The following is a 16,893-nucleotide window of genomic DNA, read 5'->3' as shown; positions in this document are numbered from 1 at the left end:
TGTCAGCTCCCCGGGCTTTCCCGCCGCAGCGGGAAGCGCTCGGACAGGCACGTCAGCGTGGCGTTGAGGCGGTCGATGTCGGCGTCGGAGTTCAGGGCCGTGAGCTGTACGCGGAACCCCACGCGCTCGCGCGGCACGAGCGGATAGGCGGCCAGGGTCACATAGATGCCCTGCTCCCACAGGAACGCGGCCACCGCGTCCAGGTCCGAGGCGTCGGCCAGCGGGATCTCCACGATCGGCAGCCGGTCGGCGTTCAGCGTCTGCACGCCGAGCCCGGCCACGTGGTCGAGCACCCGGACCGTCTTGCGGTGCAGATCGGCGCGGATGGCGTCGCCGCGCCGATCGTTGACCTCCAGACCGGCGAGCGCGGTCGCCAGCGAGGCCGTGGGCGAGGGCCCTGAGTACAGATAGGGGGCGGCGGCGACCTTCAGATGGTCCTTGAGCCAGGTCGGCAGCGCGAGGAAGGCGAGGAGCGACGAGTAGGCCTTGGAGAAGCCGCCGACCAGGACGACGTTGTCGTACGTCTCGCCCGTGTGCCGGACGACGCTGTTGCCGCGTGAGCCGTAGGGGCATGCTTCGCCCGGGCCGCGCTCCCCGATGACGCCGAAGCCATGGGTGTCGTCGACGTACAGGGTGGCGTCCAGGTCGCGGCAGATCCCGGCCAGTTCGGGCACGTCGGTGATGTTGCCGCTCATGCTGTTCACGCCGTCGAGGCAGACCAGGCGGGCCGCGCCCTTGGGAACCGCCCGCAGCAGGGCGGCCAGTTCGTCGGGGCGGTCGGCGTGGAAGCGCCGCAGCGTCGCGCCCTGCCCGCGGGCCGAGACGCAGCCGTCGTACACCGTGCGGTGGGCCGCGGCCTCGACGAAGACATGTCCCTTGTCGGCGAGTACGGGGATGACCGAGGCGTGGATCAGGGTGGCCGTCGGGAGCAGCAGGGTGTCCGGCGCCCCGAGGAGCGCGGCGAGCCGTTCCTCGATCTCGGTGCAGAGCCGGGGGCTGCCCAGGAGCCGGGACCAGCTGGGGTGCGTGCCCCAGCGGCGCACGGCGGGTCCGATGGCGTCGATGATCTCGGGATCACGGTCGAAGCCGAGGTAGTTGCAGGAGGCGAAGTCGATGAGCCAGTGGTCCCCGCTGCGGATGTGCCGGCCGCGCACCTCGTCCAGGACGCAGTCGCTCATCGGGCTGGTGCGCCGCAGATGGTCGAGATCGCTCCAGCGCGGATCGCGCCGAGCGCCCACGAGTCCGGTGTCCGATTCGCTCATGGTGCTCTCCCTCTCCGCGGGGGTGGGGGCGGTCGGGGTGACCGCGGCGGGCGTGGTCCCGCGGACCCGCCCAGGTCGGCGGCCCGGCGCGACGCCGTCGTGCCCCCGGGGTCGGCGCAGGAGCCGCTCTCCCTGCTCGGCGGTGAGCGGCCGGGCGAAGAGGTAGCCCTGCCCGAATCCGCAGCCCATCCCGGTCAGCAGGTCCCGCTGGGCGGACTCCTCGATGCCTTCGGCGATGACCTGGAGGCCCATGGTGTCGGCGAGGTGCACGATGCCCTCGACGAGGGCGAGCTGCCGGGTGTCGGCGGCGATGTCGTCGATGAACGACTTGTCGATCTTCAGTACGTCGACGGGGAACTCGCGGAGGTAGCGCAGCGAGGAGAAGCCCGTGCCGAAGTCGTCGACCGCGATCCGCACCCCGAGATCCTTCAACGCCCCCATCACCGCCTGGATCTGCTCGTCGCGCCGCATCAGGACGGATTCGGTGAGCTCCAGCTGCAAGGACCCGGGGGCGAGCCCGGGAGTCTCCAGGGCGCTGCGCACCTCGCCGAGGAAGCCCGGGTCACGGAACTGCCGTGCCGAGACGTTGACGCTGATGTAAGGGTGCCGGCCCGAGGCGGCGCCCACGCTCTGCAACCCGGCGATGTCCGCGGCGGCGCTGCCGAGCACCCAGGCGCCCAGCGGCGTGATGTGCCCGGTCTCCTCGGCGATCGGGATGAACCGGTGCGGCGGCACCAGACCGCGCCGGGGGTGCGGCCAGCGGGCCAGCGCCTCGAACCCGACGATCTCGGCGGTGTGCGGCGCCCCGCCCTTCCCGCCCCCGTTCGCCCTGATGTCCACGACGGGCTGATAACGCAGGGCGAACTCCTCGTCGGCGATCGCCCGGTCCAGGCTCGCCTGGAGGTCGTGCCGCTCCAGCATCCGTACGTGCAGCCGCTGCTGGAAGCGGCGCCACTGGCGTTTGCCCGCGGCCTTGGCCGCGTACAGCGCGAGATCGGCGTGGGACAGGAGCTCCTCGGCGCCCGCACTGTCCGCGGCCGTGGCCACACCCACGCTCGCCGAGACGCTCACGCAGTGGCCGGCCAGCGCGAAGGGCCTGCTGAGCGCCTGCACCACCTGCGCGGCCAGGATCTCGGCGTCCACGGGCTCCTTCGCGTCCTCCATCAGGACGGCGAACTCGTCGCCGCCCAGCCGGGCCGCGGTGTCGCTGCGGCGCAGCGTCTCCGAGAGGCGGGCACCGACGGCGGTCAGGAGCCGGTCGCCGACCGAGTGCCCCATCGTGTCGTTGACCATCTTGAAGTCGTCGAGGTCGATGAAGAGCACGCAAGGCAGCAGCGACTCGTCGCGACGGCCGCGCAGCAGCGCGCGCTCGATGCGCTCCAGGAGCAGCGTCCGGTTGGGCAGGCCGGTCAGCGCGTCGTGGAAGGCCCGCCGGGTGAGCTCGTGCTCCATCTGACGCTGCTCGGTCACGTCCCGCAGGGTGACGACGAGCCCCCGCACGGTCGGGTCGTGGCGCAGGTCGCTGCACCGCACCTCCACCTCGGTGCGCCCGTCCTCGCGCGGGACCCACCAGTAGTCGTGGGGCTCCTGCCGCTCTCCGGTCCGCATGGCCGCGAGCACCCGCGCGGCGCGCTCGCCGTCCCGCGGTTCCACCAGCTCCGGCAGCTGCGCCCCGACCAGCGGCACGGCGTCGAAGACGGCCTGTGCGGAAGGGCTCGCGTACCGGACGGAGTTGTCGTCGTCGACGATGAGGATGACGTCGAAGGCGTTGCTCACCAGGGTGCGGAAGTAGGCCTCGCTCTCCCGCCGGATGATCTCCTTGCGCAAAGCGACGCGCTCCTTCGCCAAGCCCGCGTGCGAGGCGAGGATCTCCAGGGAGCCCCAGATCTCGGTGAGCTGCCGCTCGGAACCGGCCGCGATCAGGACCCCCGGCGGTTCGTCTCCGGCGGGCCGGTCGCGCTGGATCATCGGGCACACCAGCACGCTCTGCGACGCCCCGAAACGGCCGGCGACCGCCGGGCCGAGCTCGGCCGCCCGCATCAGCCGCGTGCGGCGCAGGTCCAGGGCGGCGGAGGACCCGGGCCGGGCGTCGTCCGCCTCAAGGAGCAGGGTTCCGGGCCGGCCCTCGGGCCCGGTCAGCGTGGCGACCGTGGTCTCGCAGGTCGCGGTGATCTCCTCCGTCGTGATCGCCGCCACCAGGGAGGCAGCAGCCCCGCGCAGGGCCAGCTCGCGGTCCACCGCCTTGCGGTGCGCCACGACCATGCCGGCCAGGCGCAGGATCACCAGGAGGAACAGGGTGCCGGAGAACGCGGCGATCACCGCCGCGTCATGGGCGCTGTCGAAGATGCCCTCCACGAACAGGATCGCCGGGGCGATGAGGGTGGCCGCGGCGAGCAGCACGAGCCGGCGCGGCGGCGGGAGCAGCGGCTGGCTCTGATGCGTGTAGGCGGTCAGCTCCGCCATCGAGGGGTGCAGCGCGGCCAGGCCCCACGCGGTGTAGAAGACGATCCAGCCCGTGTCCAGGAGCGTGCCCGCCTGCCACAACCCGTTGAGCTGGAGAATCCCGTACGCGATGTCGAAGGCGAGCAGCGTGGACGTGCCGAGCACGAGCAGCCGCACGGCGGGATTGTGGCCGGTGACGAAGCCGGGGGTGAGCAGCCGGGCGAGGAGGGCGAGGACCAGGACGTCGCCCAGCGGGTAGGCGATGCTGATGGCGCGCTGCGTCCAGGTCAGGCCCTCGACCTCGGTGAGTGGCTGGACGAGGTAGACCCAGACGGGCAGCGCGAGCCCGGCGGTGATGATCAGCGCGTCGAGGAGGCTCGGCAGGTCGCGGCCCGCCCAGCGGTAGCGGACAAGCCCGAAGAGCCCCGCCGCGAGCAGCGGGTACACCACGAGGTACGAGGCGTCGGCGGGGGACGGGAAGGGATTGGACGCCTGGAAGTACTGCTCGACCACGTTGTAGTACGTGTCGCCCGCGGCGAACGCGAGGAGTCCGCCCGCGAGGACCCACCACGGCCAGCGGTGGGCGGGGCGGTGGACGTGCACACCTGTGAGGACGGCCGCGACGCCGCCGAGGCCGATGAGCGCCCACAGCGGGGCGCGCAGGCCCGGCAGGGTCATGTAGAGGGCGGTGAGGGCGGTGACCAGGACGAGGTAGGCGGCCATGAGCCGGTACGCCCGTGGCTGATCCCGGAAAAATGCCCGAAGCAATGGCAAAGCGCCTCCCTGCGTGGCGGGGGCACCGGCCGCGACACACGCGTTCACCTGGGGTCTCGCTGTAATGATCGTAGGCCCGTGCGGCGGGCGCCTGCATCTTCAGCCCGCCCCGGTCCTGCCCGGTCCGTGGCCTCAGTCCGGCTCGGGCAGCGCGGCCCCGACCGGCGGGGGCGTGCCGACGGACCGGCCGAAGTAGTCGACGGAGCCAGGATCGACGCCGAACAGCTCATGCAGGTCGAGGCCCTTGTCCGCGAGGGCGTCGCAGGCCGGGGCGAACCGGCGGACATCGGCGGGGGAGCCGATGGGGGGCAGTTCGCCCCCGGCGAAGCACGGATCGAGGGTCAGGCCGGACGGCCGCCCCTCGACGCGCTCCTGCCCGGTGGCCTTCCGCCAGGCGTCGAGGCCGGTGAAGGCGTGGTCGCCCCACTGCAGGGCCCACTGTCCCTGCGGCGCCCGGTAGTTGTTGCCCTGGAGCAGGACGTTCCGGGCGTCGAGCCCGCCGTCCACCAGGGCGAGCGGGGAGCCGTCGGTGACGAAGGTGTTGTTGCGGACGGTGACACCCCTCTCGCCGTCCATCAGGCGCAGGGCGGGGCCGCTCCTGCCGTCCTTCAGGGCCGTCATCACCACGGTGTTCTGGTGGATCCGCAGGTTGCGCACGTCGTGGCCGTAGACGGCGAGCCCGCCGAAGCGCGGCAGTCTGCGGCCGTCGTCGGCGGTGATGTTGAAGCGGATCGTGTTGTCGGTGTGCGCGCCGTTGGTCTCGCGGGTGTACGCGTAGAAGCCGGGGCCGTCGTTGTGGAACGCCAGGTTGTACTGGATCGTCGAGTCCGAGACGTTCTCGTCGAATCCGAACCCGGCGCCGTCCACCTTCGAGCCGGTGTGGTTGCGGTAGGCGGTGTTGTGCTCCAGGAGCACGTTCTTGGCGTCGTAGGCCCAGATGCCCACCGGCCCCGACGGCGCGTCGCGGGACGACGTGGAGCCGTTGTCGTGGGCGCTGGAGTCGCGCACCGTGGCGTGGCGCACGGCACCGAGGATGATGCCGTCGCCGGTGTGGCGGTCGTCCGCTTCGGGGTCACCGGAGTTGCGGTACGCGCGCACGTCCGAGATCTCGATGTCCTCGTGCGCGTAGGCCGGTCGGCCGGCGTCGAACGAGGGACCGTATGTCAGGAGGCCGGCGTCCTTGTTGTCGTGCAGCTGCGCCCGGCGGACCGACACGTTCGTGAAACCGTTGCCCTTCTCGATCCCGCCGACCGCGACACCCACCTGGAAGCGGGAGACCGTGACGCCGGAGACGAGGACGCGGTCCAGCTTCCCGTCGCCCGGCTTGTCGGCGTAGAGGTTGATGCCGCCTTCGCGGCCGTAGGCGGCGCGGTCCCCGGTGAGGGTGAGATCGCGGATCTCCACTCCCGCGGTGTTGTGCACGGAGACACCGGGCGAGCCCGTGGCCTCGACCGTCGCCCGGCCCTCGCCGTACGAGCCGATCACCACGGGCCGGTCGGCGCTGCCCGCCTCGCCGGCGCCCAGGGTGATGGTGCCGGTGAACCGCGCGCCGCCCTCCAGGAGCAGCCGGTCGCCGGGTTCGAGCGCCACGCGTTCGGCGCGGGCCAGGGAGCGCCAGGCCTGCCCGGGCGAGGAACCGTCGTTCCCGTCGTCGCCCTGGGCGCTCACGTAGTACGTGGCGGCCTCGGGCGCGTAGTGGGGCGTGGCCGCACAGCCGCTCGCGCCGAGCAGCACGAGCGCGGCGGTGAGCACGCCGGGGGCGCCGCGGCGCCCGACGGCGGTCGGCACGGCTCTGGACATGGGGATCAGGCCTCCACGGCTATCGGGGTGCTCCGCGGCGCGGACTGCCCGGTGAACCACGCCACCGTCTGCCGCAGGCCCTCGTCGAGCGGCACGCGCGGCATCCAGCCGAGCTGCTGCACGGCCCGGTCGATCACCGGGCGGCGGCGCGTCGGGTCGTCGACGGGCAGCGGGCGGCGGGTGATCCGCGAGGGCGACCCGGTGACGCGCAGGACGAGCTCCGCCAGTTCGCGGACGGTGCGCTCACCGGGGTTGCCCAGGTTCACCGGACCGGGGCAATCGCTGTCCAGCATGGCCAGGAGGCCCCGGACGAGATCGTCGACGTAGCAGAAACTGCGCGTCTGGCTGCCGTCGCCGAAGAGGGTCAGCGGCTTGCCCGCCAGGGCCTGGCGGACGAACGTGGAGACCACGCGTCCGTCGTGCGGCCGCATCCGCGGCCCGTACGTGTTGAAGATCCGCACGATGCCCACGTCGACGGCGTGGCTGCGCCGGTAGGCCATGGAGAGCGCCTCCGCGAACCGCTTGGCCTCGTCGTAGACGCTGCGCGGGCCGACCGGATTGACGTGGCCCCAGTACTCCTCGGGCTGCGGGTGGACCTCCGGGTCGCCGTAGACCTCGCTGGTGGAGGTGAGCAGGAAGCGGGCGGCGTGCCGCTGGGCCAGGCGCAGGGCGTTCTCCGTGCCGCGGCTGCCGACGGCCAGGGTCTCCACGGCGAGCCGGTGGTAGTCCGGCGGCGACGCGGGGCTCGCGAGATGCGCGACCGCGTCCACCGGGCCCGGCACGTGGAACGGCGCGGTCACGTCGGCGCGGATCAGCCGGAAGCCGGGCACACCGAGCAGGTGCGCGACGTTCCGCGGATCTCCGGTGCAGAAGTTGTCCAGGCAGCAGACCGTGTCGCCCCTGCGCAGCAGCGCCTCGCACAGATGGGAGCCGACGAAGCCGCCGCCGCCCGTCACGACGACCCTCATGACGCACCTCCGGTGAGCGCGGCGGCCTCAGCGCGTGCGGGCGCCGGTGCGGGGGCGGTGGTGGCGAGCTGCGGGCGGCCCGGGGCGTGCACGGCCCAGCCCGCCGCCGACCAGGACAGCGGGTCGAGGCTGTTGCGGGCGTCCAGGAGGACGGGCGAGCGCACGAGGCCGGCGAGCGCCGCGGGGTCGATGTCCCGGTACTCGGGCCAGTCGGTCAGGTGCAGGACCAGGTCGGCGCCCTCGCACGCCTTGTCGACGTCCAGGGCGTAGGTCAGCTCGGGGCGGGCCTCGCGCGCGTTGTCGAGGGCCTGGGGGTCGTGCACGCGGACCGTGGCGCCCTGTTGCCGCAAGGCCGCGGCCACGACCAGCGCGGGCGAGTCGCGCACGTCGTCGCTGCCCGGCTTGAACGCCGCGCCGAGCACCCCGACCCTGCGGCCGGTGAACGAGCCGCCCAGGAGCCGGCGCGCGTGGTCGACGGTGCGCGAGCGCTGCCGGGTGTTGATCCGGTCGACCTCGTGCAGGAACACCACCGCCTCACCGGCGCCGATTTCCTCGGCGCGGGCGGCGAAGGCCCGGATGTCCTTGGGGAAGCAGCTGCCGCCGAAGCCGAGCCCGGGTTCGAGGAAGCGCGGCCCGATCCGCGAGTCCGCGCCGATGGCCCGGGCCAGGACGGTGGCGTCGGCGCCCGCGGCGTCGCACACCTCGGCCATGGCGTTGATGAAGGAGATCTTGGTGGCGAGGAAGGAGTTGGCCGCCACCTTGACCAGCTCGGCGGTGGCCGGATCGGTGCCGAAGAACGGCACGCCGGCCAGCACCATCGGCAGGTAGATCGCCCGCAGCACCTCTTCGGCGTGCCGTGACGTCACGCCCACGACGAGCCGTTCGGGCCGCATGGTGTCCTGGACCGCCGAGCCCTCGCGCAGGAACTCGGGGTTCCAGGCGACCTCCGTGCCCGGGGCCGTCCGCGCGAGGCGCCGGGCGAGCCGGGCCGCCGTGCCCACCGGAACGGTCGACTTGCCCACGATCAGGCTGCCGGGCCGCAGATGCGGGGCCAGACCGTCCGCGACGGCGTCCACGTACCGCAGGTCGGCGGCGTGGCCGTCGGGCCGTTGCGGGGTGCCCACGCACACGAAGTGCGTCCTCGCGAACGCGGCGCCCTCGGCGAGCGAGGTGGAGAAACGCAGCCTGCCCGACGCGACGGTCCTGGCGAGCAGTTCGTCCAGGCCCCGCTCGTGGATGGGGGCCCGTCCCGCGGACAGGGCGGCGATCCGCTCGGGGTCGACGTCGATGCCGAGGACCTGGTGGCCGATGTCGGCCATGCACGCGGCGTGCACCGTCCCCACGTATCCGGTGCCGATCACTGTCATCCGCATGACGTCGCTCCTAACCGTGGTGAGGCCGTGCCTCAGGGGGCTTCGTACTGGTGGTGGGGGTGCCGGCCGGGGCCGGCGTAGCCGTGGGGGTTGAGCTGCTGGAAGCGCCAGGCGTCCCGGCACATCTCGGGCAGCCCCCGGGTGGGCCGCCAGCCCCAGGCGCGCGCCACCGCGCCCGCGTCCGCGACGAGTTCGGTCACGTCACCGGGGCGGCGGGGCATGATCTGGTACGGGATGGCCCGGCCGCAGGCCGCGCCGAACGCCGTGATGACGTCGAGGACCGAACGGCCCGCGCCGACACCGAGGTTGAACACCCGCATGCCCGGTCCGTCGGCGAGGTGGTCCAGGGCGACGCGGTGGGCCTCGGCGGTGTCCATGACGTGGAGGTAGTCGCGGACCGCCGTGCCGTCGGGGGTGGCGTAGTCGTCGCCGAACACCGGCAGCCGCTCACGCCGTCCGACGGCGACCTGCGCCACGTACGGCATCAGATTGTCGGGCACTCCGCCCGGGTCTTCGCCGAGGAGGCCGCTGGGATGGGCGCCGACGGGGTTGAAGTAGCGCAGGGCGAGCACGGTGAACTCCGGGCGTCGGGCGCACACGTCGGCGAGCATCTGCTCGCAGATCCACTTGGAGGACGCGTACGGATTGGTCGGCCTGGCGGGCGTCGCCTCGTCCAGCGGGCCGCGTCCCGCGTCGCCGTAGATCGAGCAGGAGGAGGAGAACACCAGCTGGTGCACGCCGTGGCTCTGCATGACCCCGAGCAGTGCGGTCGTCCCTCCGACGTTGGTGTCGTAATAGTCGACGGGCATCCGTGTCGACTCGCCCACGGCCTTGTGCGCGGCAAAGTGCACGACGGCGTCCACGGAGTGGCGGTCGAAGACGGCCGACAGGGCGCGCCGATCACGGATGTCCAGCTCATAGACGGCGCAGACGTAGCGGTCGGCGATCCGCTCCACGCGCGTGAAGACCTGCGGGGTGCTGTGGGAGTAGTCGTCCACGACGATCAACTCGTAGCCGTGGTCGAGGAGTTCGACGCAGGTGTGGCTTCCGAGGAAGCCCGCACCGCCGGTGACGAGGATGGTGGAAGGTGCGCTCATGGCCATTCACCGGCTCAGGACGGCGGCGGCGTACGCCGGGTAGAAGACGATGCCGGTGGTGACCGGCAGGGACACCAGAAGGCCGAAGGTGATCGGGAGCCGGGCGGTCGACAGGGCGTGGGGGAAGGAGACGCCCGCTGCCCGGGCCGCCTCCCGCACATGGAGCAGCGGGACGGCGAGGGCGACGACCGCGTACGTCGTGGCGGCGAGGAGGCAGAGGAAGACATAACCGGCGGACGGGCCGGTCAGCTCGCCCACCAGGGCGACGGAGGACAGCGCGGCGGCGAGCACGGCGAACGGCAGGGTGAGCCGGGCGGGCAGCGGACGCGGTCCGCCGGTGTCCTTGGGCGTGACCTTGAAGGTCACCGGCCGCGGGCGCAGCTTCTGCGCGACGGCGCCGAACAGGCCGAGGACGACGAACGGCCAGCGCGCGAGCGCGAACAGCCACGTCTCCCAGCTGATCACCGGGGCGGTGCGCGGGCGCAGCAGGCCGCGGTGGCGCAGCAGGCACAGGGTCAGGAGCAGCCACACGGGCATGGTCCAGAGGTGGAGCAGGAAGTCCAGGTAGTTGACGTTCATCCACGGCAGACCGGTGAGGACGGCGATCGGCGGGAGCGCGAGGCCCGCGGTGATCATCAGGCCGAGCAGCGGGTAGTAGGCCAGGGCGTAGGCGAAGCGCAGCCGCAGCAGGAGGGGCAGCCGCCGCAGATGGCGCGGCAGCAGACCGAGGAGCATCGTGGTCAGGCTCCGCGACCACTGGTACTCCTGCGTGATCATGTCCGCGAAGGTGAGCGGCCCGTCTCCGTGCGCCTCGGCGTCGATGGCGAACGCGCCGTGCCAGCCCGCCGAGTTGAGCAGGTACGTGGTGGAGAAGTCCTCGGCGAGCTCGGGGCCGAGGCCCCCGATGTCCCGCAGCGCGCGGGTGCGCACGGCGTAGTGCGAGCCGATGCACATCGGCGCGAGGCCGTCGCTGTGCCCCAGCTGCACCGCGCCGTGCCAGACCGCCTCGCGGTGCAGCCGCCCCCGGGCGGACCAGGAGACGGCGCCGTTGGCGTCGCACATGCTGGGCGCGGCGACATAGCCGATGGCCGGGTCGTCGAAGGGGCGGACCATCTCGGCGAGGTAGGTCGCCGCGGGCACGTGGTCGCAGTCGAGCTGCGCGACCACGTCGTAGCGGTGGTAGCCCCAACTGTCGTAGAAGTAGGCGAGATTGCCTTCCTTGCAGCGGGTGCGGCGCGGCCAGTCGCCGCGGTGGTACGGGGTGACGCCACGGCGGCAGGACATCCGCACCCGGTGCGTGCGGCACCAGGTGATGATCTCGTCGGTCGGGTCCTCGTCGCACAGCCACACGTCGTAGGGGTGCGGGAAGTCCTGGGCCAGCATCGCCTCCAGCGTCCGCCGGGCGGTGGACCAGGGCTCGGAGGGTGCGCGGGTCACGGCGAAGGCGACCGGGAGCGCGGGGACCGGCAGCTCCGGATCGACGCGGCGCAGGCGCAGGGCGGTGACGAAGAAGTAGCAGGGGAGGCCGGTGAGGTAGAGCAGGAGGGCGCTGTTGACGACCAGGCCCGCCCAGCCCACGCGGTGCTCCGGCTGGAGCCACCAGGTCCAGAACCACAGGAAGCTCACGGTCCAGCACAGGGCGATCGCCAGGAGGGCGGCCCGGTCACGTCGGGGGAGGGCGGGCACGAAGGTGGTCGGCCGGACGGCACGCGCCGGCGGCGGCTGCCCGAAGACCGGGCCACCGGCGGTGACGCGGACGACGTTGCCGTCCGACATCCGGGCGAGATCGCGCTCCACCTGGACCAGATCCGCCGACATCGGCTCGCTGTGCGTCATGGCGCGACGCTCCTGAGAGGTACGGACGCTGTACGCTGACTACGTACGTTTACGTCGTATATGTACGACTTTGCACCCGATGCTCTCTGCGGTCAAGGGGGCCAGTGAGGCGGAGGCAGGACATGGCGAACGGCAAGGAGCCGGAGCCGGCCGAGGGGCGACGCGCCGGCGACCGCGGGCGCTACGGGCGGCTCAGCAGGGAGCGCGTCCTGGCCACGGCCCTGGAGGTCGTCGACCGCGACGGGCTCTCCGGTCTGAGCATGCGCAAGCTCGGCGCGGAGCTGGGCGTGGAGGCGATGGCCCTCTACCGGTACGCGGCCGGCAAGGGTGCCCTCCTCGACGGCCTTGTCGAGGCGTTCTGCCAGGAACTGGAAGGCGACCTGGCCGCCACGCCCCGGACCGCCGCCGAGGAGGCTTCTCAAGTCGGCGACTGGCGGGCGCAGTTGCACCGCATCGCGCTCGCCACGTACACGGTCGCCCTGCGGCACCCGAACATGGTCCCGCTGCTCGCCACGCGCCTGCTGTCGACGCCGCTTGCCCGCCGTCCCGCCGCCGTGCTCCGCAGCGACGAGCGCGTCCTTGCCCTGCTCCACGACGCCGGGCTGGGGGACCGCCGCACGGTGGTGGTCCACCGGGCGTTCACGGCATGGCTGCTCGGCTACCTCCTCGTCGAACTGCGGGCCATGGACGACGAGCCGGGGGAGCCGGACCCCGCCTTCCGGCTCGGCCTGCACCGCATGCCCGCGCAGGACTTCCCGCGCCTGCGGGCCACCGCCGTCTCCCTGGACGGGCGGGGCGGCCGCGAGCAACTGGCGGCGGGGCTCGACGCGCTGCTCGGATCAGTGGACCCCGGACGGTCGGCCGAGCCCGCTCCATGAGGCGGCCCGGTGAGGCCGCCGGGTCGTCAGCCCAGGGGCACGTCGAGCCGGGCCTTGCGGTGGCTGAACGTGGCGATGGAGTGCGGGCCGTGGTAGTTCCCGACGCCGCTCTCGCCGACACCGCCGAACGGCAGCTCGGGCACGCGCAGATGAGCCATCGGGAGACCGAAGCCCAGACCGCCCGACGACGTCTCGGCGGCCAGACGCCGACGGGTCGTCTCGCTCTCGGTGAAGCCGTAGAGGGCGAGCGGCTTGTCGCGGTCGTTGATGAACGCGATGGCCTCGTCGAGCCCGTCGACGTTCACGATCGGCAGGACGGGACCGAAGATCTCCTCCCGCATGACCGGCTCGTCGGGCTTCACGTCGGTGAGCACGGTCGGCGCGATGTAGACGTCGTCGCGGTCGTTCTCCCCGCCGAACGCGGTCGTCCCGGAGCCGAGGAGGGCCGAGACCCGGTCGAAGTGCCGCTCGTTCACCATGCGGCCGTACGTCTCCGAGGACTTGGGGTCCGCGCCGAACACCCGCTCCACGGCCGTGCGCAGCTCCCTGGCCAGCACGGGCGCGGTGTCCGGGTCGGTCAGGACGTAGTCGGGGGCGACGCAGGTCTGGCCGGCGTTGCGGAACTTGGACTCGGCCAGCCGGGTCGCCACGGCGGCCAGGTCGACGTCGCGGTCCACGAACACCGGTGACTTGCCGCCGAGTTCGAGGGTGACCGGGGTGAGGTGCTCGGCGGCGGCACGCATCACGATGCGGCCGACGGCGCCGTTGCCGGTGTAGAAGATGTGGTCGTACCGCTGGGCGAGCAGCGCGGTGGTCTCCGGCACGCCGCCCTCGACGACGGCGACCGCCTCGGTGTCCAGGTACTCGGGGACGAGCCGCGCGATCAGCGCCGAGGTGGCCGGGGTGACCTCGCTGGGCTTCAGGACGGCGGTGTTGCCCGCCGCCAGGGCGCCCACCAGCGGGACCAGCAGCAGCTGCACGGGGTAGTTCCACGGCGCGATGATCAGGACGGTGCCGAGCGGTTCGTACTGCGTGCCGGCGGTGGTCCCCTCGGGCAGCCCGGCGAGGGCGCCGGACGCGAGCGGTTGCGGGCTCAGCCACTCCTCCAGATGGGCCAGCGTGTGGTCGATCTCGCGTACGGGGAAGTCGACTTCGGCGGTGTACGCCTCGGTGCGCGGCTTGTGCAGATCGGCGTGCAGGGCGTCCGCGATGTCCTCGCGGTGCTCCGTGAACAGGGAGCGCAGCCGGGTGAGCTGCTCCTCGCGCCAGGCCAGGGGGCGGGTGCGGCCGGTGGCGAACGTGGCACGGAGGCGGGCCACCAGGGCCGCGGGGTCGGGCGTTTTGGCGGCGGGCGCTTCGGGGTGGTGCATGAGGGGTCTCCTCGGGAGGTGGGGATGAGCCGGGCGAGCCGGTGCGTGGGGGGAGATGGAGTGGGGGTGAGGTGTGGGGGATCGGTCAGGTCGTCGTCGGCGTCGTGGTGACCTGCGATCCGAGCAGCCCGGTCAGGAGCGCGTCCGTGGCGGGCCCGAAGAGCAGGCGGCCGTCGGGCGCGGACTCCAGGCCCATGACCAGGGCGATACAGATGTCGGCGGCCTCGGCCGGCTCCACGGCGGCCGGGGTCCCCGCCTCGGTGAACAGCTCGACGAGCAGTTCCCGCAGCGAGCCCGTGAAGCCGTGGCAGATGTCGCCGAAGAGGCGCCCCTTGGCGTCGAGGAGTTCGGCGGAGTGCGGCGAGTCCCCGGCCAGGCGCAGGACCAGGTCCAGCTTGGCGGCCAGGACGCCCCGGACGCGCTCGGCGGCGGAGGCGTCCTTCGCCGCCGCCCGCCGGGCCCGCGCGAGCGCCTCGGCGTGGAGGCGCTCGGCGAGCTTGCGGAAGGCGTCGTCCTTGTTGCGTACGTACTGATAGACCGCTGACCGGGACACGCCCATCGAGGAGGCGATGTCGTCCATCGTGGTGCGCCGTACGCCGTACCGCGTGAGGGAGTCGTAGGTGGCGTCGAGGACCTCGTCGAGCCGGTCGGTGCCCATGAGGGTCAGGCCAGCTTCCTGAGCAGCTCGTCCGCCAGCGGGGCGGAGGACGACGGGTTCTGGCCGGTGACCAGGTTGCGGTCGACGACCACCTTGGGGGCCCACGCCTCGCCCTCCTTGAAGTCGGCGCCCGCCGCGACGAGCCGGTCCTGGAGCAGCCACTTGGCCTTCTCCGCGAAGCCGGACTGGGTCTCCTCGGCATTGGTGAAGCCGGTCAGCTCGTACCCCGCGAACGCGTTGGAGCCGTCCTCCTTGGTGGCGGCGAGCAGCGCGGCCGGGCCGTGGCAGACGACGCCGAGCGGCTTGCCGGACTCCAGGGCGGCGATCAGGAGCCTGCCGGAGTCGGCGTCGACGGCGAGGTCCTCCATGGGGCCGTGGCCGCCGGGGTAGAAGACGGCGGCGTAGTCGGCGAGGCCGACCTCCGCCAGCTTGAGCGGCCGCAGGAACTCGCTGATCTCCGCGAGGGTCGTGGCGACCTTGTCGGCGCCCTCCTGGCCGCCGTTGAACTCGGGCGCCAGGCTCGCCTGGTCGACGGTCGGCACGACCCCGCCCGGCGTGGCGACGACGATCTCGTGTCCGGCGGCCTTGAACGCCTCGTACGGCGCGACGGCCTCCTCGGCCCAGAAGCCGGTCGGGTGCTGGGTGCCGTCGGCCAGCGTCCAGTGGTCGGCGCCGGTCACGACGAACAGAATCTTGGCCATGGTGTCTCTCCGAGGGTGGAAGCTCTGACGTTCTGTGCTCAGAGCGTCAGTCGGTGCTGTCCTCGAACGTAGGCGGGCGCACCCCACGAAATCCAATAGGCTGACCCATATGGGAGATAGGAATTCCGATGGGTCGACGGGAATAGCGGCGGGAACACGGCCCGGAATGGACAGCCGGGCGTCAGAGGGGACTGCGGACGGGGCGCCGGACAGGACGGCAGGCGGGGTGGCCTATGGGACGGCCGGGCCGGCCGATGGGGCTGCCCATGGGACGGCCGTGCCGGCGGGCCCGGCTCCGGCCGCCGCCGTCGGCGGCGGCCCGCTCGACCTCAACCTGCTGCGTACGTTCCTCGCCGTGTACCGCTCGGGCTCCTTCACCGCCGCGGCCCGTCTCCTCGGCCTCTCGCAGCCCACCGTCACCACGCAGATCAAGGCCCTGGAGCGGCAGGTCGACCGCGAGCTGTTCGAGCGGCTGCCCCGGGGCGTGGCCCCCGCGCCGTACGCGGACGCGCTCGCCGCCCGTGTCGTCGACCCCCTCGACGCCCTCGCCGCGGTCACCGGGCACGGCGGGCCCCTCGACGGCGCCCCCGCGGAGCCCGTCCATCTGGCGGGCCCGGCGGAGATGCTCTGCCACTGCGCGCTGCCCGCGCTCGCGCCGCTGGTCGAGCAGGGGGTCAGGCTGCGCGTGACGACCGGTCTGACCGACGGCCTCCTGGACGGACTGCGGGCGGGGCGGCACGACCTGGTGATCGCCACGGCCCGCCCCCGCGGGCGCTCCCTGAGTTCCGTGCCGCTGGCCGACGAGGAGTTCGTCCTGGTGGCGGCCCCCTCATGGGCCGAGCGCATCGGCGGCGCGACGCGTATCGCCGCGGACGGGCCCGGGGTGCTGCTCGGCGTCCCCCTCGTGACGTACGCCGAGGACCTGCCGATCGCCCGCCGCTACTGGCGGCACGTCTTCGGCAAGCGGCTGGCCTGCGAGGCCTCCGTGACGGTCCCGGACCTGCGGGGCGTGCTCTCCGCGGTCGTCGCGGGCGCCGGTTTCTCCGTGCTGCCGCGCTATCTCTGCCGCGACACCCTGGCCGCCGGTGCGCTGACCCTCCTGCACGATCCGGTCGACGCCCCGATCAACACCGGCTTCCTGGTGCAGCGCCCGGGCTCCACGGACAACCCGCACGTGGCCCTCGTACGCGACCACCTGGTCAGCTCGGCCCGCGCCTGGTGACCGACGGGTCTGCCGGAGGGGAGGGGGCGAGGGCCGGTCAGGGGAGCGGGGTCAGTTCCCGGAGCCGACGATGGCGGTGACGCGGATCTCCACGCGCATGGCGGCGAGTCCGAGGACCGTGACACCGGTCTCGGTCCAGATCGGCGCGCGGCCGTCCAGGCGGCGGCGGAACTGCTCGGCCATGACCAGGTTGTGGTCGTCGCCGATGGCGTCGTCCCCCGGTGCGACCTTGTGGTACGAGTTGACGTGGATGACGTCCTTCCAGGTCGCGCCGACCGTGGCGAGCGCGCGCTCCACGTTGTCGAAGGCCTGGACGATCTCGTCCTCCAGCGAGTCGGGGATGACCAGATCGTCGTCCACGCCCGCCTGACCGGAGATCTCGACCCGGTCGTCCACGCGGACCGCCCCGCTGTAGCCGAGGGCCGCGTGCAGCTTCTCGCCGTAGCCCGGAACGATGCCGAAAGTGACGGTGCTCATGATGATTCCCTCTTCCGGTTCTGAGGGGCGCGTTT

The 16,893-nt window shown here is 72.8% G+C and carries 12 protein-coding genes; 2 read left to right on the top strand and 10 right to left on the bottom strand.

What is annotated here, in order from left to right; genetic code table 11:
• Positions 1-2 precede the first annotated feature (2 nt).
• From QBL25_RS07860 to QBL25_RS07835, 6 genes are all read right to left on the bottom strand, one after another.
• Positions 3-4,427, bottom strand: coding sequence for an aminotransferase class I/II-fold pyridoxal phosphate-dependent enzyme (locus QBL25_RS07860; protein ID WP_409056293.1), 4,425 nt, complete (start codon positions 4,425-4,427; stop codon positions 3-5).
• Positions 4,428-4,610: 183 nt separating this feature from the next.
• Complete coding sequence (locus QBL25_RS07855; RefSeq protein WP_409056292.1) at positions 4,611-6,278, bottom strand: right-handed parallel beta-helix repeat-containing protein; 1,668 nt, start codon at positions 6,276-6,278, stop codon at positions 4,611-4,613.
• Positions 6,279-6,283: 5 nt separating this feature from the next.
• Positions 6,284-7,246: a UDP-glucuronic acid decarboxylase family protein gene (locus QBL25_RS07850; RefSeq protein WP_409056291.1), complete on the bottom strand. Its 963-nt coding sequence runs from the start codon at positions 7,244-7,246 to the stop codon at positions 6,284-6,286.
• Positions 7,243-8,619, bottom strand: a complete 1,377-nt coding sequence (locus QBL25_RS07845) for a UDP-glucose dehydrogenase family protein (RefSeq protein ID WP_409056290.1) — start codon at positions 8,617-8,619, stop codon at positions 7,243-7,245. The genes QBL25_RS07850 and QBL25_RS07845 overlap by 4 nt, the downstream gene beginning before the upstream one ends.
• A 32-nt stretch (positions 8,620-8,651) precedes the next feature.
• Positions 8,652-9,716, bottom strand: coding sequence for a UDP-glucose 4-epimerase GalE (gene galE, locus QBL25_RS07840; protein ID WP_409056289.1), 1,065 nt, complete (start codon positions 9,714-9,716; stop codon positions 8,652-8,654).
• A 6-nt stretch (positions 9,717-9,722) separates the two neighbouring features.
• Positions 9,723-11,552: a glycosyltransferase family 2 protein gene (locus QBL25_RS07835; RefSeq protein ID WP_409056288.1), complete on the bottom strand. Its 1,830-nt coding sequence runs from the start codon at positions 11,550-11,552 to the stop codon at positions 9,723-9,725.
• 122 nt (positions 11,553-11,674) lie between these two features.
• Between QBL25_RS07835 and QBL25_RS07830 the strand changes: the two genes are divergently transcribed.
• On the top strand, positions 11,675-12,430 hold the full coding sequence (locus QBL25_RS07830) for a TetR/AcrR family transcriptional regulator (RefSeq protein WP_409056287.1): 756 nt from the start codon (positions 11,675-11,677) through the stop codon (positions 12,428-12,430).
• Positions 12,431-12,456: 26 nt separating this feature from the next.
• Here QBL25_RS07830 and QBL25_RS07825 read toward each other — a convergent pair whose 3' ends face one another.
• From QBL25_RS07825 to QBL25_RS07815, 3 genes are all read right to left on the bottom strand, one after another.
• Positions 12,457-13,800 (bottom strand): aldehyde dehydrogenase family protein, encoded by a 1,344-nt coding sequence (locus QBL25_RS07825; RefSeq protein WP_409056286.1) that lies wholly within the window; start codon positions 13,798-13,800, stop codon positions 12,457-12,459.
• An 85-nt stretch (positions 13,801-13,885) separates the two neighbouring features.
• A complete protein-coding gene (locus QBL25_RS07820; protein ID WP_409056285.1) occupies positions 13,886-14,458 on the bottom strand; it encodes a TetR/AcrR family transcriptional regulator in 573 nt (190 codons plus the stop codon).
• Between the two features lie 5 nt (positions 14,459-14,463).
• The gene (locus QBL25_RS07815; RefSeq protein ID WP_409056284.1) at positions 14,464-15,159 is read right to left on the bottom strand and encodes a type 1 glutamine amidotransferase domain-containing protein; all 696 of its coding nucleotides are present in this window, start codon (positions 15,157-15,159) and stop codon (positions 14,464-14,466) included.
• Between the two features lie 277 nt (positions 15,160-15,436).
• Between QBL25_RS07815 and QBL25_RS07810 the strand changes: the two genes are divergently transcribed.
• Positions 15,437-16,381 (top strand): LysR family transcriptional regulator, encoded by a 945-nt coding sequence (locus QBL25_RS07810; protein ID WP_409056283.1) that lies wholly within the window; start codon positions 15,437-15,439, stop codon positions 16,379-16,381.
• A gap of 51 nt (positions 16,382-16,432) precedes the next feature.
• Here QBL25_RS07810 and QBL25_RS07805 read toward each other — a convergent pair whose 3' ends face one another.
• On the bottom strand, positions 16,433-16,858 hold the full coding sequence (locus tag QBL25_RS07805; RefSeq protein WP_409056282.1) for a Rid family hydrolase: 426 nt from the start codon (positions 16,856-16,858) through the stop codon (positions 16,433-16,435).
• Positions 16,859-16,893 lie beyond the last annotated feature (35 nt).

It is taken from the genome of Streptomyces sp. SYP-A7185, assembly GCF_046103685.1.
Taxonomy (GTDB): Bacteria; Actinomycetota; Actinomycetes; order Streptomycetales; family Streptomycetaceae; genus Streptomyces.
This window is presented reverse-complemented; position numbering and strand designations above follow the sequence as displayed.